The organism is Bariatricus sp. SGI.161 (assembly GCF_050313695.1).
GTDB lineage: Bacteria > Bacillota > Clostridia > Lachnospirales > Lachnospiraceae > JAFBIX01.
Genome location: NZ_JBNPLX010000020.1, coordinates 28959 through 50794, shown reverse-complemented (window position 1 = coordinate 50794; position 21836 = coordinate 28959). Strand labels below are relative to the sequence as shown.

20 protein-coding genes are annotated in these 21836 nt (G+C 40.0%); 3 read left to right on the top strand and 17 right to left on the bottom strand.

Features of this window, described 5'->3' with window-relative positions; all coding sequences use genetic code 11:
- Window positions 1–76: 76 nt before the first annotated feature.
- From ACQRBH_RS12135 to ACQRBH_RS12100, 8 genes are all read right to left on the bottom strand, one after another.
- Window positions 77–5752 (bottom strand): NEAT domain-containing protein, encoded by a 5676-nt coding sequence (locus ACQRBH_RS12135; RefSeq protein ID WP_287842562.1) that lies wholly within the window; start codon window positions 5750–5752, stop codon window positions 77–79.
- Window positions 5753–5829: 77 nt separating this feature from the next.
- Window positions 5830–6303, bottom strand: coding sequence for a hypothetical protein (locus ACQRBH_RS12130; protein ID WP_154322067.1), 474 nt, complete (start codon window positions 6301–6303; stop codon window positions 5830–5832).
- 102 nt (window positions 6304–6405) lie between these two features.
- A complete protein-coding gene (locus tag ACQRBH_RS12125) occupies window positions 6406–6657 on the bottom strand; it encodes a hypothetical protein (protein WP_154322066.1) in 252 nt (83 codons plus the stop codon).
- Complete coding sequence (locus ACQRBH_RS12120) at window positions 6648–7484, bottom strand: hypothetical protein (protein WP_154322065.1); 837 nt, start codon at window positions 7482–7484, stop codon at window positions 6648–6650. Before ACQRBH_RS12120 ends, ACQRBH_RS12125 begins: the two co-directional genes overlap by 10 nt.
- A 20-nt stretch (window positions 7485–7504) precedes the next feature.
- Window positions 7505–8320, bottom strand: a complete 816-nt coding sequence (locus ACQRBH_RS12115; protein ID WP_154322064.1) for a metal-dependent transcriptional regulator — start codon at window positions 8318–8320, stop codon at window positions 7505–7507.
- 195 nt (window positions 8321–8515) lie between these two features.
- Window positions 8516–9328, bottom strand: a complete 813-nt coding sequence (srtB, locus tag ACQRBH_RS12110) for a class B sortase (RefSeq protein WP_154322063.1) — start codon at window positions 9326–9328, stop codon at window positions 8516–8518.
- Window positions 9329–9522: 194 nt separating this feature from the next.
- Window positions 9523–9714, bottom strand: coding sequence for a helix-turn-helix domain-containing protein (locus ACQRBH_RS12105; RefSeq protein WP_330578514.1), 192 nt, complete (start codon window positions 9712–9714; stop codon window positions 9523–9525).
- On the bottom strand, window positions 9711–10151 hold the full coding sequence (locus ACQRBH_RS12100) for a sigma-70 family RNA polymerase sigma factor (protein WP_195839722.1): 441 nt from the start codon (window positions 10149–10151) through the stop codon (window positions 9711–9713). Before ACQRBH_RS12100 ends, ACQRBH_RS12105 begins: the two co-directional genes overlap by 4 nt.
- Before the next feature lie 414 nt (window positions 10152–10565).
- Between ACQRBH_RS12100 and ACQRBH_RS12095 the strand changes: the two genes are divergently transcribed.
- Window positions 10566–10898, top strand: a complete 333-nt coding sequence (locus ACQRBH_RS12095) for a helix-turn-helix transcriptional regulator (protein WP_243133589.1) — start codon at window positions 10566–10568, stop codon at window positions 10896–10898.
- A gap of 141 nt (window positions 10899–11039) precedes the next feature.
- On the opposite strand, the gene ACQRBH_RS12090 is transcribed toward ACQRBH_RS12095, so the two are convergent.
- From ACQRBH_RS12090 to ACQRBH_RS12050, 9 genes are all read right to left on the bottom strand, one after another.
- Window positions 11040–11417, bottom strand: a complete 378-nt coding sequence (locus tag ACQRBH_RS12090) for a hypothetical protein (protein WP_154322062.1) — start codon at window positions 11415–11417, stop codon at window positions 11040–11042.
- A gap of 17 nt (window positions 11418–11434) precedes the next feature.
- Window positions 11435–12367, bottom strand: coding sequence for a ParM/StbA family protein (locus ACQRBH_RS12085; protein ID WP_154322061.1), 933 nt, complete (start codon window positions 12365–12367; stop codon window positions 11435–11437).
- 116 nt (window positions 12368–12483) lie between these two features.
- Window positions 12484–13266 carry a class B sortase gene (gene srtB / locus ACQRBH_RS12080; protein WP_427761883.1) on the bottom strand — a complete coding sequence of 261 codons (783 nt, stop codon included), beginning with the start codon at window positions 13264–13266 and terminating at the stop codon, window positions 12484–12486.
- A gap of 51 nt (window positions 13267–13317) precedes the next feature.
- The gene (locus tag ACQRBH_RS12075) at window positions 13318–14535 is read right to left on the bottom strand and encodes a CHC2 zinc finger domain-containing protein (RefSeq protein ID WP_427761881.1); all 1218 of its coding nucleotides are present in this window, start codon (window positions 14533–14535) and stop codon (window positions 13318–13320) included.
- Between the two features lie 67 nt (window positions 14536–14602).
- Complete coding sequence (locus tag ACQRBH_RS12070; RefSeq protein WP_427761880.1) at window positions 14603–15547, bottom strand: hypothetical protein; 945 nt, start codon at window positions 15545–15547, stop codon at window positions 14603–14605.
- Between the two features lie 103 nt (window positions 15548–15650).
- On the bottom strand, window positions 15651–17888 hold the full coding sequence (gene recD2, locus ACQRBH_RS12065; RefSeq protein ID WP_427761879.1) for an SF1B family DNA helicase RecD2: 2238 nt from the start codon (window positions 17886–17888) through the stop codon (window positions 15651–15653).
- A 34-nt stretch (window positions 17889–17922) separates the two neighbouring features.
- Window positions 17923–18966, bottom strand: a complete 1044-nt coding sequence (locus tag ACQRBH_RS12060; RefSeq protein ID WP_288861124.1) for a YqaJ viral recombinase family protein — start codon at window positions 18964–18966, stop codon at window positions 17923–17925.
- Window positions 18967–19000: 34 nt separating this feature from the next.
- Window positions 19001–20143: a transposase gene (locus tag ACQRBH_RS12055; RefSeq protein ID WP_427761877.1), complete on the bottom strand. Its 1143-nt coding sequence runs from the start codon at window positions 20141–20143 to the stop codon at window positions 19001–19003.
- Between the two features lie 353 nt (window positions 20144–20496).
- Entirely contained in the window at window positions 20497–20691 is a 195-nt protein-coding gene (locus ACQRBH_RS12050; RefSeq protein ID WP_154322054.1) for a 2-ketoisovalerate ferredoxin oxidoreductase, read from the bottom strand.
- 244 nt (window positions 20692–20935) lie between these two features.
- Here ACQRBH_RS12050 and ACQRBH_RS12045 point away from each other — a divergent pair, with 244 nt between their 5' ends.
- Window positions 20936–21253, top strand: a complete 318-nt coding sequence (locus ACQRBH_RS12045; protein WP_297874360.1) for a helix-turn-helix domain-containing protein — start codon at window positions 20936–20938, stop codon at window positions 21251–21253.
- A 362-nt stretch (window positions 21254–21615) separates the two neighbouring features.
- Entirely contained in the window at window positions 21616–21828 is a 213-nt protein-coding gene (locus tag ACQRBH_RS12040) for a helix-turn-helix domain-containing protein (RefSeq protein WP_235251189.1), read from the top strand.
- Window positions 21829–21836 lie beyond the last annotated feature (8 nt).

Sequence of the window (21836 nt, the reverse complement as noted above, 5' to 3'; positions counted from 1 at the left end):
CATGCAAGCATGACGTATCAGCTTTTCTTATTCTAAAGGGTTCTGAATAGTCACCTTTTTGCCAAATCACTACTTATTATTTTACGTTTGCTTTTTTCTTTCTGTTGTACTCCATGATTCCTGCCAGTAAAGCGACTCCTCCGAGAAGAAGGATAGTTGCCCACAGGGTATTGTTCTGTACAACATCACCAGTCTTAACATTGGATGCTGATTTCAGGCTGGAACCTGATCCAAGGCTGGATGTTCCACTCTTCAGACTTGAAGAACCACTTCCAAGTGAGGAAGAACCAAGTGTGCTGCTTCCAAGTGAACTGCTTCCGAGGCTGTTATTTCCAAGTGAGCTGTTTCCAAGTGAAGAGCTGTTGTTGCTTCCGTTGGAGTTATTATTGTTGTTATTACCATTGTTGTCGTTCTTGTCAAAGTCTGGATCATCGGATGTTGTTGCTTTTAATGAAGTCCAATCCAGTTTCAGGAATACTGGCTGTGTTCCTGTACCAGAGCTGATAGCGTCCATGATTGGAACGAATACCTGTAACGGAACATATCCATCATCCAGAGCTTCCGGAATAAGCTCGAATGTTACTTCATCTGGATAGTTTGTTCCGTACTGGTCAGAAACCAGTGAGCCATCGCTGTTCTTCTGATAGCTGTCAACTGTAACATCAGCAAGTGTTCCCTGCGGATTACCATACTTATCAAGTGTATAACCTATTGTAAAGTATTTGAGCTTGCTTAAATATCCAAGTTTCTGTCCTACTGTCAATCCGTTGAAGTTCAGAGTAATGTAATATTTGCCATTCTTTACTGTCAGCTTAATTGTATGGTTGATTGCTTCATTTGACATAGAATAAGTATTCTTGTCTACTTTCACCATTGTTCCATAGATAGAGTAAACTCCATCAGCAAGGTTCTTGATATCCAGTTTCCCATCACTCTTCTTTGCTAACTGCTGGATTGCTTCTGTCAGTTTTGTCACCTGATCATCTACCAGTTTCTGTGATGCAGAATCATTATCCATTACATTCTGTGCTCGACCTACTGCACTCTGTAATGTTGCAAGAGAGCTTTCTGTATAAATGTCTGTCTGGCTTAAATATGTCTTTGCTTCTGCAATTTTGCTTTCCAGTTTGCTCTTATCTACAACTTCTTTTTCTACCAGTCCGTTTAATGCAGTTGTCAGAGATTTCTCTGCTGCTGCAACTTCTGACTCGGTTGCCTTTGGATTTGCTGCAACATTCTCAGCCAGTGTGATTGCTGTATTCAGGACTGTCAGACTGTTGCTTTCGTAAACATCTGTTTTTGCTGCTTCAGCCTTTGCTTTTTCGATCAGTGCATTTAAGTTTGTCTTATCAACAACTCTTAAACTGTCAAGTGCTGTCTGAAGTGCTGTAACCTGTGCCTGAACTTCTGCCTTGGTAGCATCTTCTTTTGCTGCTACTGCCTGTGCATTTGTAATTGCTGTCTTTAATGCTTCTAATGTTGCAGATGTATAAACAACATCTGTACGGTTTGCTTCCGCTGTTGCTTTTTCAATCAAAGCATTCAGTTCTGTCTTGTCTACGATCTGAGTTTCTACTGCATCTACGGCTGCCTGTAAAGCCTTCACCTGAAGATCAATTTCTTTCTGTGTAGAATTCATATCATTGTAAACATCCTGAGCTGTCATGTAAGCCGCATTTAAAGCGTTCCAGTATTCGTCAGCAACATCACCCTGCTGCATACCGGATACCTGATTCAGAAGTGCTTCGATTACACTGTTGTCTCTCTCCACTCCTGTCTCCTGTTTGATGTTTGCCCAGTCGATAGAAACTCTGGCAACCTTTGTACCCTGTCCTTCACCGATGCTTTCCATAACTGGAACATAAACCTCTACATAGAACAGGTTGTCGTTCAGTTCAATCGGGATTGATAATTTTTTCGGATACCAGTTTCCTTCTGTATTCTTGTCGTAATACTCAGAGTTCTTGTCATTAAATAAATCGTAAACATCTGTGTACTCTTCCAGAATTGTTGCATCGGAAGCTTCATATTTTACCGGATAATTATATTTGTTGTATTCAACCGTATCCATATCTACTTTTTTCAGTTTGTACAGATAACCTGTCATTCCGGCAAACTGCATGGACTGGAAATTCATCTCCAGTGTTACTTCACCCTTATTTGTAACTCTTACAATTCCGGTCTGAACCATGGAAGCATTTCCCATAGAATCTTCATCGGATGTTGCGTTGAGCAGTTTGATCGGTACGGAATATGTACCTTCAAAAATCTGCGGATATTTTTCAAAAAGATCACTCTGTTTGTTCTTAACAACAAGTGCTTCATAAGAAGAGGTCAGCAGTTTTGTCTGCTTTTCTACTTCTGCTTTTGTTGCATTGACATCAGCGGATACTTTCTGAGCAGATTTGATTGCTGCCTGGAAACTGTTCCAACTGTTGTCTGTATAAGTACCGTCATTTATCTTGGTCAGTGCATCTTTGATATAGCCATTTAATTCTGTCTTATCTACTGCATCGTCCAGGCGAACAAGTGCTTTCACCGCTTTGTCCAGTTTGTCAACCTGTTCTTTCATTTCATCTGCTGTCGCATCAGATTTTGCTAATACTTCTTCAGCTTTCTTGATTGCAGACTTCAGATTCTCATAGCTGTCTTTTGTATAATTTGCTTCTGCATAATTATTTTTCGCATCGGAAACTGCCTGATCCAGTTCTGCTCTTGCTTTTACTTCTTCTTTCATTACAAGACCTGCTGTTGCTGTATCCAAAGCTGTTTCTGCCGCTGTGATTTCTGACTGGAATGCCACTTTATCTGCCTGAACGCTTTCTGCTTTTGCAATGGCATCTGTGACTGCGGCAAATGAATCACTTGTGTAATTCTTCTCTTTTAATGCTTTTGCATCTTCTAACTTCGATTCCAGATCAGAAGTTTTAATTTCCTGTTTTACTGCAGATTTTAAATCCAGATTTAACAGGAGTTCTGCTTCTCCGCTTTCTGTTGTTACTTTTACTTTATGATTTTCTACATTTGCAGGAAGTGCAACTACAAGTCTGCCTGCGTCTGTATCTGCATCTACATATCCAGCACCTTTTCGATACTGCATACCGGTAATTCCGTCCACGTACAGATAAGCAGTTACATTACCGTCTTTATCTGTATATAAACGAGCAGATTTTAATCCCGCATTCAAATCATTTGCTGTTCCATCCTGATTGGTAAGTGTTGCCTGTACTTCATAAACGCCTTTTTCCATTGAAACGGCTGTTGACATCGGTACAAGTGCATCTACTGCTGACTGAAGGTCTGCGGATGCCTGATCTGCATTTTCTTCTGTCACATTTCCTTCCTGAGCAGCGATCACTGCCTGAAGGTCTGCCCAACTTTCTGCTGTATAATCTGCTTCATTTAATGCTTTGGCATTTTTCAGAACTTTATTGTATTTATCAAGTCCAGTTGCCTCTTTTAATCCGCTGATTGCATCAGAGATTTCTTTATCTAATGCTACGATTTCAGAATCGTTTGCAGATGTTGTTCCGTCGATTACCTTCTGAGCTTTTGCTACTGCATCAGATAATACTTTGTAAGATTCCTCTGTATAATTGTCGGCTGCATATTTAGATGCTTTGTCAACTGCTACAACTAAAACAGATTTATCATGAGTCGGCTCGTTAATTTCTGCTACAGGGGTTAAACCAGATAAAGTCATAAATGCAGTTCTGCATCCTTCACCAGATCCAGGAACTTTATGCTGAAGTTCATCCATGATAGGAACAAAGAAGTTCAGATATACCCCGTCATCTCTGTCTGCTGATTCCGGAAATTCGAATCCAACCGTCTTTGGATAATACAGATCATACTGTTCTGCATAAGAATCCATATCTGTGTTTCCTGAATCATTCAGATAATAACTGTAATAATCGAGTGGTGTATATTCGCTTAATACTGGAAGCCCATCTTCTTCTGTCTGCTCATTATTTGCCCAGAAAATGCCATTGCTATATCCGTACTTACCTCCGATTGTAATTCCCTGCGTATCAAAGTAAATATGTTTCTTTCCATTTTTAACTACTAAACGAGCGGAATCATTTACAACTGCCGAATTGCTCATAGATAATCTATCCGGCTGCTCCTGCTGCCACATAGTAACATTAACATTATATGTTCCGTCCTGAATTTCTGAAATGTCTACTTTATCTGCTTTTTGTGTAATAGCGATTGTATTATAAACACGAGTAGTACCTGTTATAACCAGTTCATCGCCTTCCATGTGAATAGTTCCATCATCATTTTTATAGGAAGACGAATCAAAATACTCTATCGGATTAAACATTTCATTTACTGGATAATACCATTGAACTTCTATTTTGCTCGTATCCCAGTCTTCCGGAATTTTTACTCTTAATTCTACCGCTCTTGATGGGATAACCTGTGAGTCATTCATTTTTAATGACAAATTATAGATCAATGCTTTTGAAGCGTTTCCTGCTAACAAAGAATAATATTTGTTATATTCACTAGCTTCATCTGATGTTTCCTGTAAAAGTTCTGCTCCAAATTTTGCTTTACTATTAACTGTGTAATTATCTGTTACAAGTGTAACATCACCATCTGTCAATTCGAGTTTTTCTTTCGGTGTTGTTCTTACTCGCAATTCTCCATAGTAGGTACCATCTTCTGTTTGTATCTCAACCTGTTTTCCAAAAATAGCTTCTTCTAAGTTTTCGTATTCAATGGAAAATTTTCCATCTTCCAAAATATTGTCTGAATAAACAGAAATATACTTATTCTTTTTTACTTCTCTCGAATACGCATACATATATTGGCGATATGAAGAAGTTGAAGGATAAGTACACTCGCCTAAATCCTTAATTTCTTCAAGTACTCTTATTGAATCAATGCTACTTGTCTCTGCTGTAACAGTAACTTTTCCATTCTCAATTTTTGCTTCACAAGTACCACTAAACAAATCATTTGCAGTTTTTTCTTCTGCTACAAATCCTGTGAAATCCGATGAATCTCCAACACTGGTTACAACTTTAGAAAGCTCCAATCCAATATTTTTATAATTTTCTTCGTTAATCTCTTTAGCAACTACTGCATTATTTACATCAAATGTAAATTTTCCGTTTACAATTCCGTACATATAGCTTTCCAAGTCATCATCTGTTCTTCCATAACTATAGAAAGCTTTAGTATACATCGTTCCTTCCAGTGTATCCACATCAAAAGAATACCACGACACACCCGTTGTTGCTTTTTCAACAGAATAATTTTGAATGTATTTATCATTCCACTCTTCATTAATTTGTCCTTGTTCCTTCAAATATTCCGTTGCCTCTGATGGATTTTCCTCATTATTAGCAATATATTTTTCTGGAATATTAAAAGTTCCCATAGGTGCATTCGAAGGTGCTATATCATCTGAAATTACACCCGGTTTTGAGAACTGCAAAATATCAATTTTTTCATAATTTTCAATCTGTAAGGTTACATGATATGTTCCATTATCATTCTTTTTTACTAGTGCAACATTATCCATGTAATCCTGAACTGTACCCGAATAAGGCTCCTCCGTAAGCAGTTTTCCAGAAGGTCCATAAAAAGTCAGTGGAACAACATATTCATTTTGGTTATCTAACTCTGTATTTGCGGTATTTGTTTCTTTCTGTTCACCAGCAAACGCTTGTATATTCATACCGCCAAGTAACATACTTGTACTCAATACAAAGGCTAATATCTTTTTTATTTTTTTCATTTTTCCTCCGTATCAAGTAAAACAAGCTGCTGCACTTTTTGGTAAAGCAGCTTGCTTTACATACATATTTACTTATTTTATTTTGCTGTGATGTCTGTAAGTTTCAAATATCCTGTTGCGTTCATCGGCATACTTCCAACGTATGTTGTGAATTTACCAGTAATTACACAGCCTTCATAAATTGTAGATGCATCTAAACCTGTGAATGTGAAGTAGTAATCTGTTACGCCATTAGTTGTAGTCTGTTTCGGAGTAACTGTTTTTCCATTAACTACCATTTTTCCTAAATGTCCAGTCAGACCTAAATATGTAATCTCATGAGTATGAACAACAAGTGTTGCCTCATCATCTGCAATCGTAATTTCTGCACGCATATCATTGAGTGCATCATCTCCCATAGATGTTGTTGTACAAGCTGAGTTCTTATAAAGATTCTGCTTTGCTGTGTACTTACCATCTGCTAATGAATCTGCAGCAAACGCTGTAACTCCCATTGCCAGTAACATTGTTGCTGCTAATAATGTAGCAACTAATTTCTTAATCTTTCTCATAACTGTAATCCTCCTTTTCTTGTCTTGGTATTAGCTTTTCGCTAATAAATTTTTAGTTATGATTGCTTAGAGTTCCGCAATATTATTTTCGGTTATTTGCGTCTAACTCCACATCCAACAGATACCATAATCCACCACACCTGTCAACACTATATTCAAATGATTTGTTGCCCAAATAGCAACAATTATAGCGATTTTTCTTTTATTTTTGTTGTTATTCAGACATTTTTTTGTGCAAAAAAGCCGTTGTTGATGGTATTTTATCAACAACGGCTTTTTATTGAATTTTTTTCTCATTTTTGTTGCATATTTTGCACAATGATATTTTTTCTCATTTTGCTTTTTTATACCCAAAAAAATAACATCGCAGTGCTTTCCGGCATGTGCATCTCTCCCACGTTGCAAGTTACTGTAATCGGTACACTGCCCATTGTACCTATGCCAGTCCATTTATGCATTCTGCATGCTTCCATTGGAATTCTTACACGATTATCCTCAATCTCTGCTGTCTCAAAGATCTCGTTATGCTCATACTTCAGTGTTTTCAACCTGCCCGCCATCACCTTGCCATTCGCTCTGGAATGTGCCGTCATTTCTTTCAGCTTCAGTTCCAGATAACTTTCTCCGTGATTCTGAACAATTTCTGCTGTTTCTTCAAATCCTCTCATTGCCATAGAGTCTCTGCTCTTTCCCGACTTTTTATTCATACGATACAAGCGGAATACAACCGGATGCCTTTCGCATTTCTGCAGATTGTTCTGTATCTCCTGATCCAGTTCATTCTCTCTTCTTTTGTATACTGATTTCTTTTCTGCATGTGCATTGATCATCAATTCCAGCATATGAATGTCGATGTCTTCCACCATAACATCTATTGTTTTTTCTATCTCCTCCGGTCTCGCACCGATTTCTTCTAGGTATTTCTGAAGATTCTCGTATAACTCCACATACCTGCCCAGCCATTCCTGGCCTTCAACAGTAAATTCCAGTGTTTCTGTCAGAATCCCTCTTTCTATACAGTTTTTAAAATATCGGTTTACCGTTGAACGGTTCACGTTATAATATTCTGCGATACTTCCTTGTACTCCACGTTTCTTTTCCACCCTTGAAAGTCCCTGTAAATATTTTAATTGGAGCATCGTAGGTCTGTTCTGTCGTTTCAGATGTTCACCTTTTTCCATATTGTTTCTTATCTCCTTCTTTACCATACATGTATATTCAATTCCCGATAATCGATTTGCAGCGGTTTTTGGTCAAAACGGGTAATGGCAATGATTGCCACTGCTTCGGTAATTGGGATGCTCGTATTAGCGGTGTAGGTAAAAATATCTGTTGGGAGTTGATAAACACATTTTTCTTTTTTTGCCTGTATCCACTCTTCCTCTCTCCGATACCACACAAAACCTAAGGATTCCTCTTTTTTCGTTCGGAGCAGAAAACAGTTCTCAGACTTCTTAATTCTTAAAACAGCAGAATGTTCCAGTTTCTCATACTCGGCTGCAAGAAACCTTGGATTACGTCTTTCCGGTTCATAAAGTCCAAATGCCATCGGGAATTCTCCATCCCCATAAAAGGTATACAGATCCATGTCGTCATAAACCCTGTCATATATATCTCCATATTGCATAAAATTCTCAATTCCTTTTAATCCTTCCGGACTGATATAGTGTTCTACACGACACGCATCTTCCTGCGCCCGTTCCTGATCCATTCCACTTACCATCTGGAAAAACTGCGTGAGTTTCTCATGTCTGGCAAGGCAATCCATCCCCTCCAGTTTCCCTTTTTCTGTCAGTCCCAGATTACCATTTCCCGTTTCATATAAAAAACCTTTTGTTACCAGGCTTCGTACCAGTCCTGCCGCCTCGTATCCGGTTATCCCTGTTGTTCTGGCATACTCTTTTGATGTAATCTGTCTGCCCTGTCTCCATGTCCGATAGACATATTCCAGAAGATCTTCTTCCATCTCCCCTCTGCCCTTTGTCATATCAATATTTCTGTTTTCTATCTTCTTCATTGTTACACTTCCTACCTGTTTTTTTATGCATTTCCTTTTATCCGATATCCGGTATTTCCCGCAAAATTTTCTGTCAGTGGCGGAATCTTCGCATTGATGTCTGTTTTCTCGTTTTCTAATTACATTTTTGGTTAGCCATTCCAAACCGTTATATTTTTAATTATATTGTTCTTTTTTGAAGTTTGTCAATGTATTTTAATTACCTGTTTCCTTTAATTCTGACTGGTCTGTTGTCTGTGCATCAATGCAGACCGCATGGATGGCAAATCGCTTGCTGTATCCATTTCCCGTACATGTAGAAAGTGTCAGTATCTTATTGCTGGATTGCGGCTTTACACCTGTATCAACATCAGAATCTTTTATCATTTGGTCGATAAACTTCTGATATTCTTCACCAGGCTTGTATCCTACTTTGTATACATCGCCGCCGATGACTGCATCCTCATAGGAGAAAATCTGATAACGGTAGGCAGTTGTTTCGGAGTACACAGTAAAGTATTGATTCTCCTGCCAGAAGCCTTCGTCCTTATATTTCTTCAGACTTCCGAACATACTTCCATCTATCATATTGTGACCGTAAATGATGTTGTAATAGTCTGAAAAATCAGATTTGTTGAGACCTTCCAGAAAGATACTTCCTGCAATATGATTGTTGCCATGCAAGTCAGTTCTTAAATATTTTTCATTGTCACCCGAATGCAAAATCGGATAATTAATTCCAAACTCGTCCTGATTATCAAAACGTATCCAGCCGATGACATCCTGATTCTCGGCTTTCAGCTTGTCAAATTCTACCTTAACGTCCGTAAGCCACCAGTCTTTTTTCTTCTGCTTTCCATCGTCCGGTTCGGATTCATCACTGACATACTCCTCTGCCAGTTTCTTATAGCTTCGTGCTGTCCACAAACGGTCTATGTATGGAGGAAGAATATGATAAAGTGCAGTCCCAATCAAGATAATTGCAATAATAATAAATAATAACCAATGATATGATTTTTTCTTTTTCATCTTTCTATTACATTCCTTTCAAGACATTACTTTTTCCTCAACAACTCTGTATTCTATGACTATTGGTTAGTTTTGTCTAATCATTATACAATATTATTTCTTAAAATGTACATTTGTACTTGAGAATGTTTCTCGTTTTCCAACTTGAGTAATAAAATTCCAGCTCGCCTGTTACTTCATTACCTTTATACATGCTAATCCAATTCTTGATACGACTGAATACACTTTAGCACTTCAATTATCAACTCCTGGTACAAATCCTCATCAAATCTTCCATTTATCAAAGAGTTTTTTATCAGCAATGGTCGGAACATCTCTAATATCCGTTCAGTAGCTACATGGTCTCCCATCTTCGCCCGGAACAACACTTCTTCAAAATTCATCATCTTGCACCTCCCATCCATTTTCTTATCTTACGGATTGCATAATAATAAATCCCTTTCACCTTGTAAGGTGGCAAGCCATTGATCCGACTCATATCATCAAACGTCCGTTCCTCAAACACATGCTGATAAATCAGTTTTCTCTCATCCTCACGTAGTAAGAGCAATGCCTCCACAAGTTTCTGATCCTTCATCTCGTCCCATTTCGGATAGTCCCCATCTGCCTCTTTTAACAACAATTCTTCACGATATTTCAGTTCAAGGCTTTCTTCTACTGAAATGCCCATTTCTTCCATTGTCAAATCCTCTGCTGGCATTTCATTCCTGCTAATCCGCAGCATCTTTCGTAAATAATTCTGTCTGGCTCCTCGAATCTGCGCCAGTATGTATGCAGTAAACTGATTCTTAATCTTGGAACCGGTATATGTAAATTTATCCAATTGTTTATCCTCCTGTATTTTGATTTCGTTTTTCTTTTGAAATCCCAGAAGGCGGGGATCGACACCGTATTCCATTATTCGATAAAATTCGACAATCAAAAAGAAAGTCGAATCGGTTTATACCTAATTCGACTTTCCAGATTATCCATACTATTTCATGTGCTAATCCACATGTTATTAAGGCATATTCTGCATACTCACCAGAAGGATGTTCCACATATTGGTATAAGATTTTTTTAATAAGTTCTTGCTATGCCTATACCGATCTGTGTAACTCAATCAGACTCTTCTCCCAAATAACTTCCTTATTCTCTATTCACTTAACGCATTATATTGCTCTATCGCACGCATTTTAACGCATTTCATATACTGCGGAACTAGAGTAAAATATATGCGTTAAGTGAGGTGATGAAAATGATGGTTAAGAAATTGCTCGGAGATCTGGTCAAAGAAGAACGTCTTCGCAGGAATCTTTCACAGAATGCTCTGGCTGAAAATGTGCACGTTTCCTTACGCACAATATCTGATATTGAGAACTATAATGCTAACCCCAGACTTGAAACTCTGAGTCTATTAGCCAAATACTTGAATATTTCGCTTGATTCCGTCATCTTCTACGACAAGCCACCTGCCAATCCTTATATCGAACAGATCATTTATGAGTTAAATGACTGTACAGATGAAGAAAAAGATCTGGCTTTACATACGCTCCGTGGACTCCTTGACGGTCTCCGAAAACAAAAGTAATTCCTTTCATTCTCCACTTCACCATTGTTTGATTATAGAACGGCCATTTATGAGCGACTTATGAGCCAGTTATGAATGACTTATGAATCGAAAAACTTTTCGACAAAATTCGAAGCAGCCCAATCAAAGGCTGCTTCTTTTCTATATACCTCGGAATGCATCCAATGCATTTGAGATATTTTTTATAATATGTTCATCAAAAGCAATCGGTTCTTCTTCTGAACCAGACAAATCCATGACTGTCTCATCCAGATTTGTTTTTTCTGTAGAAACAAATTTCTTTTCTGAGATTGCTTCTTGAATCTCTTTCTTTACAATTGTTCTAATCAATGGCAATAGGGAAGACTTGTCCGGATTCAAAGAATCAGTTCCTTTTCCCTCGCCAAGATAATGAAGCACTGCGCTGGCAATGAAATCCGCCTTGTCTTCCGTATTATTTAAAATCTCAACGACTTTTTGATGGGAAACATTATTTTTCTTAAATCCAATCGTGAATTTATTGGGATTCTTTTTGGTCACAACAATCACTTCCCGTTCTATTTGCTGCTCTCATACATACGATACAGGAGATCATACCCTTTTGCATTGGCGCATAGGTCATCAATGAACAGATAACGTCCCAAACGGTCAGATTTCTCTAAAAATCGCCTGAGCAGAATAGAACCACCACCAATGAAAACTGTATAGGCAGATTTCGTATCCACACCACGTTCACGGATACTATTCAGAAGATCTGTCACATAGTCCTGTACCATGTTCTCAACCGCCCGGACTACATACTCATCATAAAATTCTGTTTTCCCCCGAATGATGCTTTCCACATCCACTTCTTCCAATAGCATGTCATATTCACTGTTGACTTTGGAAATGATCTCATTACACATAGTAATGATGCCCTTTTCCAATGAATCACAGTAATCCATATCTGGCTTTCCTCTTCTTAATAGCAAATAATCTGTTGTGAATCCCCCAACATCAATTCCTACTGCTTTCGGAGCCTCCCCAATCTTATCTATCTTTGTCATCATGGCAGCCAGGTCCTGCACAAAAGCCCTCACATCTTTCATACAGAGATGATATTCTCTGCCACAGTATTCCACCCGAAACACTTTTCCATCACCCTTAAAATATTTCTCATACTTGTCATACAGCTCTTTGTAATGCTTTGGCGGAAGTCCGATTGGAAGTTCGATCTGAATCACATCATCTGACTGAATTTGTGTCTTGTCTTCCAATTCCATAACAATTGCAAACAATGTCAGTACAAAAAATCGGGAATCTGAAGTCTTATCCCTCTGATATGGGATACGACGTTCGCTGAGCGTATAATACTTATCCTGATACTGCAGATATATCTCGCCCCTTGCAGGCTTCTTATCCATTTCTGTCAGCCCTGTCGTGAATACATGATTGCAAGTCTTCATATTACGGTTGCCATGATCTACTGCTACTCTTAATTTCTTAATCATAAAATGATCACTCCTTTTTCTTTCTACTTACTCTGTACGTACTACCTACGTAAAACGCAACCACTCCCTCAAAAATATGAAAAGGCACCAGCAATAGCTGCCGATGCCATCATCCATTATCCCATCTCTATTTTCCTCTCCAGTTTTCCGTGCACCAAATACCGATAATTTCGGTTCGAGTTGACACAGGTAGAAAGCGTAACGACATGGTCTGTGTCCGTAACTTCCGTTCCTGTATCATAAGCAGCGAAGGATAAAATTCTTTCCAAAAAGTCCTGAAAATCTTCCTGCTCAGGAAACCTATAAGTATACCCCACACTTCCTGTTCTTCCTGCATAGCAGGATACGATCCGGTACTCTAAGATACCGTCTGGAAGATAAATATAAAAACAAGGATACTGCTCAAATAAAGATTTTTCCTGATATTTATCTAACGTTCCAAACATACTTCCATTCTTCATATTATGACCATACACAATCGTATTACTGTCCGTGAAATCCGGCTTATTATGATAGTCGATAAAGATACTACCATTCTTGTTTTCCTGTCCGTCAAACATATGATGCAGATAAAAAGAGTTATCTTTTCCCTGTACAACCGGATAGCTGACAGAAAGTGCCGGTATCTGGATCCATGCTACAACATCCGGATTCTGAGCCATTAATCCTTCAAAATCTACCTGAAGGAATGTAAATCCTGAATCATCTTCTGGATCCGGATCATTTTTACCCTGCTCATCTGTTTCTGGATCCTGTACGTACTCCATAAGTTCTTCATACGTACGATTGCCTTTCTGATACTCCAGAAAAATTCCTATTAATTTGCCTGCAGCAAATATAAATATAATGAACGATGCAATCATCATAACCAGTAGTGGTACATTTCTTTTACTTTTCATAAACCTTCCTTTCAAGAAAGGCCAGAGCAGAATACTCCGACCTTCCTGTTTCTATAATCTTTGAGACATTTTATCTGTCTGATTTATGTACAAATCATAATATAGATCATCTATCCCTTTGATTTGTCCACGCCATTCTTTGTTTTCATCCGTATCCCACAACATTCTTTTCACGGGCAAAGAATATTCCTTACAAAGTTCGTACAGTTTTCTGCACCCACTTTGAATGATTTCCCGTTTTTTCACCTTATAAGGACACTCTCCAAACCTGTTCCTCTTCGTACATTCGCTGCATTTACCATACTGTCCATCACAGGCAACCGGCATTTTCTTATCCATGTCAAAAGTTTCATATACAAGGTGGAGATTTCTTTTGGAAAGGCTGTCTAGAATAGGGCGGAGATTCCGATGCTGGTTCACTCCGGGCACACATAAGAACGTAGCTCCGGACAGATAATGAGCAATGGTTCCTTTTAAAGCACCTTCTGTCACATACACTTCTTTCGCATCCAGATTCCCTATTACATGAACGGGGCTTCCGGATGAGACTCCATATTGGTAATTTACACTGGAGAGCCAGATATACTTTCTGGAATCTGTCACATGATCCAGCCGGATCTGAAATCCCTGGATCAGACCTTCCATGGAAAGAATCGGGATTAGGAACCCAGAATTTTTTGCTGAAAAATGAATCGTCCATTTTCCATCCTTATCCTGATAAAATCCCGGCACTCCCTTTACCGTACATCCTTTTTCCTGTAGTTTCCTGGTCAGACTTTTTAATCCAAAGAGAGGAACGCTCCGATATCTTTGTGCCTCGATCTGCTCGTCCGTAAGCCCTCTCGCCAGCAAGTCTTCCTTGTGCTTTTCTGATAACGTAAGATAGGAAAGCAGCATGGAATAGGTACGGTTGATATCCGCATCCGATGCACGGTCACTATTTTCGGGAATCTCAGGCTCCGGCTTTTTCTCCGGAATCTTATAATCATCCCGGTATTGGCCCAGGTTTAATGCCTCCCGAATCTGCCGGTTTGCTTCTGCCTTTGAAAGTCCATATAACTTGGCGTATAAATCCAGCATTCCCCCCTGCTCATTGCAATAGTTACAACGGAAGACGTTTTTCTTGATATTAACATTCATCTTTCCTGTTTTATGGTTACAGAAAGGACAGTCCACATCATAGGAACTAGGATTTTTCCGACGCACCTGCAGATTCAGTACACGCACCACATCGCGGATATCGTAATCAAACCCTGACATGTCATACATCCATATTCAAGCCTCCTTTCCCCCGCAGCCAGATAGCTGACTGTGGGGTCTTAACAGGCAGAATCCACTATCCTGCCATTGGTAATGCTTTATTTAACAAAAATTTAGCTGCAGCCGAAACCGCATTGTTATTCCCAGAATAACTTCTGGCAAACCACTCTAGACTTTGTGGGCTTTCTTTTGCCACCTGTCCCATGGTCTTGCCGCCATATTTCCCTTTGCCCGGAATCACAACCTGCACCGCCTGCTCATAAGTCATGTGCTGCAGAAGTTCTTCCACAGGCAGGGAACCGTCTATCGCATTTTCCGCTGTACCTACCGCCATGGAATTCATTCCCGGCTGCTGGCCATAGGTATTTTGCATGGATGGCTGACCGATGATGGAACCATTTGCCTGTGCCTGTTGAAAAAACTGTCCCATCATGCCAGACTGTGTCTGCATCGGCGGAATGGAACCACCCGTCATCTGCCTTTCAGTCTGTTGATACGTATTTTCAGTCGATTGATAATCAGCCCGATTCCCGCTATAAGGACTCTGCACAGTTCCTGAATTCTGAGATGACTGCGTAATCTGAATCCCGGCATCCACCTGTTCCAGATCATTTTCTTCACCTACATCCGCAAACTGAAGTCCAAACCCGGCATCTGACAGTGCCCGTCCGACAGCAGCCGTTTCCGCAAGTTCCAGAAATTTCGCTCCAAAATTCGGATCCTCTGACCGGAATTTCTGTGAAAATGCGTTGGCAATGAAATTGTCCTCCGCATCACACTTATCCAGATAGATTCTCGCTTCTACCAAAGCTGCATTTTCTGAAAAACTGCGAACAATACTGATAATTTTTCCCATGGGATATACCAGACGGAACCAGAGTTTCCGGTATTTCACATCCAGATACAGCTGATCTTCCTGTCCTTCCTTTTCCAATCTTCTTGCAAGTTCCACAGGATTAAATCCTTCCACCCGGTTGAGTGCTGCAACAGCTTCTGATTTGTCATATAAGATTGATTTCATTCGTTCTGCTCCTTTCGATTTCTGTCCAAAATAAAAGCAGACGAAAACCCTACATAGAGTAATAGTCTGCATTTCTCTGAGATTGTAATATTTCTTAAAATTTTTATACTGCAAGTTTTAACTGTTCCATTTCCTGCGCAGGCTTATTCCGGCTTTGATACTGGTCATAATAGCTGCAGATTCTCTCTGCCAGCACTGTATTTCTCTTACCACTGTCATCGGTATGAATCGCCTGACATACTGCGTTCCAATCCCCGACCAGATAGACTTTGGACTTGGCCCTGGTCACTGCAGTATAGAGAATGTTTCGTTTCAGCATAACATAGAATGCCTTCACCCACGGAATAATCACCACCGGACACTCCGATCCCTGCGATTTGTGAACCGTAATCGCATTTGCATGTTCAATCATTTCCATCTGTTCCAGCTCATACTCAATTCTCCGGTTCTCCGTAAACTGGATACTGATCTTAGGGTTTCCTTCCTCGTCTTCATCAAAATCCAGAATGGTTCCCATATCTCCGTTGCTGATAAGTGCAGTATTTTTATTTTGTATGATCTTATCCCCAACCCGGAATACGTCTTTTCCAATCACAAGTTCCTTCTTTCCACTGACTGGTGGATTAATGATATCCTCCAGCGTGCGGTTCAATTCCACCACACCAGCTGCAGTCCTTACCCGGAAAGGGGTCAGGATCTGCACCTGGTCGAGACCATTTCGGATGACTTCCTCTTGATAGAGTCTCTTTACGGTATCTGCAGTTTCTTCTGTCCCTTTGCAGGGCACAAACACAAAATCATCGCCCAGGATCAGGTTGGTTTTTCCCTCCTGCATCAGCTTTGCATTCACTGGTATGCTGCTTGTGGCACCCTGACGATACACAAGGTCAAGCACTGTGACCGGTATCAGCCCACATTGGATAAGCTGACGAAATACATCACCGGCTCCCACCGAAGGAAGCTGGTCCACATCCCCCACAAGAAGGATTCTTGTATCCCCTTTGACTCTCTGGAAAAATTCATAAGCCAGCCGCATATCCACCATGGATGTTTCATCCACATTGACAAACCCTGCCTCCAGATAGGCAAACTCAGCCGTATAATCTTCTCCCAGAAGCCCCAGTGCCATATGCATGGTCGAGGCGTTCTGATTACCCGTACTTTCTGCCATCCGTCTTGCGGCTCTGCCGGTCGGTGCCATTAACTGCACTTCAGACTTACATTTCATGCCGTGAATATAAAGGATTACCTTTAAAACAGTTGTCTTTCCGGTACCCGGACCACCTGTAATGATGCTGATAGGATTCGCAAACACCATCCTGACCGCCTGTTTCTGCTTTTCTGACAGTGTAATTCCCAGGACTTTCTGCGCCTGTACAAGTTCAGTTTCCACATCAAGCGATTCCATAGGATAAAGAATCCGCCTTGCAACCATGGCTGCGGTCTGTTCCTCTGCTTCAAACTGGCGGAAGGTATAGACCTTTTCCCCATCTAATACAATGCTGTTCTGCATGACCAGACGGTAGAGTACATTGCTTACATTCTGAGCAGTCACCGCCTGAAAAGTCAGATCTTTATTCAGCACTTCCAGTGCCCGTTCTGTTAAAATTTCCTGTTCCAGATAAAGATGTCCTTCCTTCATAGCCTCATTTAACACGTAACTGATACACCCTGAAATACGCATGGGATCATTCAGAGTCTTTCCAAGTGCCCTGCCAATGTTATCCACTGTCAGAAATCCAAATCCCTTGACTGCACATAACATATATGGGCGTTTCCGGATGATATCCACAGATTCATCTTTAAATGTCTGCAAGATTAGATTCACTTTCTTTGGTGTCACTTTGTAAGGAGCCAGAAAGGTCATCAGCTCCCGAAACACCCGGTTCTTCCCAAAGGAATCCATAATCCCACGGAGTTTCTTTTCTGAAATTCCCGGAACGGAAAGCAGTTTCTCCGGTGTTTTTTCAATGACTTCCAGCGTATCCAGACCAAATTGATGATAGATGGCTTCTGCCGTCCTCTGTCTGACGCCTTTTATCGCACCAGATGCTAGATAGCCAATGATTCCTTCTTTCGTCCGTGGAACAATTTCCATAAAGGATTCCACCTTATACTGCAGGCCATGACTTCCGTTTTCCCAGGCTCCTTCCATTTCCAGTTCAATCTGGTCTGTAAGCGGCAAATTGTATCCCACGGCAGTAAAGCCGATCATCTTTCGGGATGCCAGATACTTATCCCTTGCTGACAATGGCACGGACGTATCCTGGGTACAATAGAGTGCTACAGTAAAGCCATTTCCTTCATTCATATAGATCTTATTCACATATCTGCATCGCATCTTCCACATCCCTCCAGTTTGAATCTGCCAAACATTATGCAGCCTCCTTCTTTATACGAAACGTTCTGCTCTCAGTTGTCTTCGCATATTCTTCATAAATATCGGGATGCTGAATCTTCAGCTTTTCCATCTGCGCTTTTCCGATCTGTGTACGTTTTGTCGGATTATACGTAACCCGGTAACAATTCGTACCATCCTTTAAAATGGCTTTGCATCCGGCTCCTAACTGCTCCACAAAAGGCACACTGATTGCACGCTGCTCCGCTTCGATCTCTTTTTTTCTTTTTTCAATTTGGGATTTTTCCTCTGCCAGAGCAAGATATCTTTCAAGATTTTTAGATTCCAGACATGATAATTCGATTTCCGGGAGACTAATGTCCGCATATCCCACAGATCTCCGAATACTATCTAAAATGAGGTCTGTCTTTCCGTTATACGGCGGTTCCTCATGTTTTTCAACATATTCCTCCCAGAAGAACGCTTCCTGTTCTATTAGGTCTTCTTCATCCATCAGATCACGCTCCAGATAACGGAATACAAATTCATCTTCATTATTCCCATACAGACATGCAATATAAGCTTTCTGCATGTTCATGACCGACAGATAATGTTTGACCTGGAGCACATAATTATCCGGAATTGCATCATCATCCCATTTCTTACTTGCATTGTAATTACAGGTCTTACATTCAAGAATTCCGTATGTGCCATCGGGAAATAAAATAAAAAAATCCACATCTGCAAGCATGAACGGATACAGGGGATGCCGGAACATTTTTCTTACCGGAAATACCTTCAGTCCTGTCTTTCTGACAAAAATCTCTGCGACAAGATCTTCCAGCCGATGTCCGACTTCCTTTGCAACCCAGTTGTTTTCTTCTTCCTCCGGAATAGCAGGCAGAATCCCCACCTTGTTGTTATATAGATCCCGGATTGTCGCAAACGGGGAGATTCCCATAATAGCCGCCACATCACTGCCACCAATTCCCTTTTTACGGTAATCAAGCCATTCCTCTCTCGTAAGTCCACTGATATCCACTACAATCTCCGGTTCATAATTCAAATTCAGTCCTGTCATTCTTTATTTCCTCCTTCTGATTTTTCTTATTGCCTTACCATTTGATTGCTCCGTCTACATCAAACTCTTTCCAGTCTAAAGCCAATGCACGGGTAATCTGTTCTTCCAGATTAATGATTGCTGCTCCCTGCATTCCTTCACAGGCTGCAAAGAACGATGCTTCGTTCATAGCAAAATAAATATCATGTGCAGTGCAGGGTCCGTTTCCTTTCTGGAACTCAAACATTTCCGCCACATCATTGATCAATTTTTTTCGGATTCCCAGGCGTTTCATCAATAAACGAATACAATTCAGCGGATGATGGATTTCAATATCCATCAATTTCGTTATATCTGAAATTGCATCCTGATATCTGGAACAGAGCATTCTTAAATTTGCCAGAAACTGTGTCATATCAGCACCGCCGGTATGCGCCAGTTTAATTGGACTGCCAAGACTGATCGTCCTGCCACTGCTGGAACAAGTCAGCATCGGATACAGATTTGCTCCGCTTACTGCAACATCTGATGTCGTAAGCCTTACAGCGGGTGCAATGATATTATCGCTGATGCCATGATCACTTAAAGCATCCCTGTAAGTATCCAGAAGTTCCTGATTTCCCCCAAGTTCCCACATTGCGGAAACAATGGAATGATCGAACATTCCGGAACCTTCCACGTAACTGTTTCCCGGAAAATTGGTATTCAGAAACTGCATGGTCATTTCAAATACTGCCCGCATATCCAATATGCTGTAATCATGATGATCTCCACCGTGAACTGCAGATACTTTTCCATCTGCAATCTTAATCAGAGCATCCCCTTTCGCTACCTTCAGGCAGTAATTCACTACCTTCGCATAATTTGCTGTTTCCAGTTTTCTAAGCCCGGAACCAGAAATTCCTGCCCGATCCAGAATTGTCCGGATCGCACAGGTACGCACCGGATAGGTCTCACCCTTAATTTTTAAAGCAAGCTGGGTATTATTCTCAGTATCCTCCAGGATCTCTTCCCAGTTTTTTCCTACTGTATCCTTCATTTTACCCACTTCCTGAATAGCCGGAACCAGTCGCAGTGTTCTTGTAGGCTTACGGATCCAGGAAGATTCTTTTGCTCTCTGTGCTAAAAATTCCAGCATCTCCTTTGGGTCTGCAAACGTCGTCTGATACGCATCTGCAAAAATTCTTGTTTCATTCATGTGTCTTTCCACCTTTCTTAAAATAAGTTTTATCCATAAACAGCTCAAAGCTGGTTGTGGCTGCATCATCTGCCATTAAACAAATAAAAAAAGGAATGAAAAGAGTATTTCTCCATCCATTCCTAAATCTCTGGTATTTTACCTAATAAAACAAAAAGCATCACTACCGCGATACACACCGCATAGTGACACTTTATACAAACATAAACAGCTTATGCCAGACAGGAAGTTTTTCTCTGCCTGTTGATTCCGGGATTCGCACAATCCCAGAACTTCCCTACAAGGGAATGCATAAAAAATAAACTATATCAGTATAGTAGCACAAGATATTGTTTGTGTCAATTCTATATATACTATATATTGTTTTCTGTAATAAAAACAATATGCTCACCCAGGAATTCTTTACATGTCTGTTTTACCTTTCCGTACTGCTCACTGTCTTTCTTAGCAGCTCCTGCACACAATGCAGAAAGGGGACATCCCTCACAGTTGTTCTGCAAGGCTTCTTTAATCCATTCGATTTCCTGTTCTGTTCCGATTACTTTCATCTGACTCACCTCTATTACATCATACCCCGAAATCATACACATAACACATCTTTTTACTGATAACTTTTTAAATAAACGTCTGCAATCCGCCAGATTCTGTGTATATGATCATGTATGTTGTATTATATCCGCAAATTACGGATATAATCAATAATATTATCCTCTTTACTTTTAATACACCTATTTTAATCCGTAATTTCACTTTCGTAAATAGATTAAAATAAAGAAAACGAGGTGAGAAAAAATGGATGAAAAATATATTGCAGACCGAATCACAGAGCTGCGCCTTAGAAAAAATGTATCCGAATATCAAATGAGTCTTGATCTTGGTAAAAATAAAAGTTACATCCAGAATATCAGCTCCGGACGTTCTCTGCCTTCCATGAGCCAGTTTTATGAAATATGCCGTTATTTTGATATTACACCACAGGAGTTCTTTGATGAAAGGATTCATAACTTACCTCTTTATCAAAAAGCAAACGATCTTTTAAAACAGTTGGATGAGGATGATATGATGGCGGTTATATCCATTCTCAAAAGATTAACCTCCAAACATCCCTAATGATTTTTACAGGCTGCCTTTTATGGCAGCTTAATTTTTTTCCAAAATTCTTCCAATCTCCAAAATTTCATGACTATTTCTAAGTAAATGGGCAAGACCCAAGTTGTACCTTGATAATTGCATACACCTCTCAGAAGATTGATATAGGTGCTGCAGATAGTGCCTGCATTTATTGCGTGCCTGCAGCTTTAAGATTACATAGTAACGCCTTCTACGTGGCCTGGAAGGGCATAGGAACTGGATTCTGAGAAGTTTTACAATATAAAAATTGAAATTTACAAGACAGAGAAAGAAACGTATAATAAATGCAAGAGGATCAGTAAGGCTATACGTTTCCAATGCTGTCTTAGAAAGGAGTATACATGACAGCAAAATCTACACATGAATCAGCTGCTATAAAGTCATGTGGATCAGATACCTATTCCGTTCAGGATATTGCCGTCATTTTAGGAATAAGCAATAAATCTGCATATAAACTATGCGAACAGAATTTCTTTATTTCCAAACGAATCGGCAGAATTATTCGGATAAATAGACGATCCTTTGAGGACTGGCTAAATAGCAAGTCAAATTAAAGGAGAGG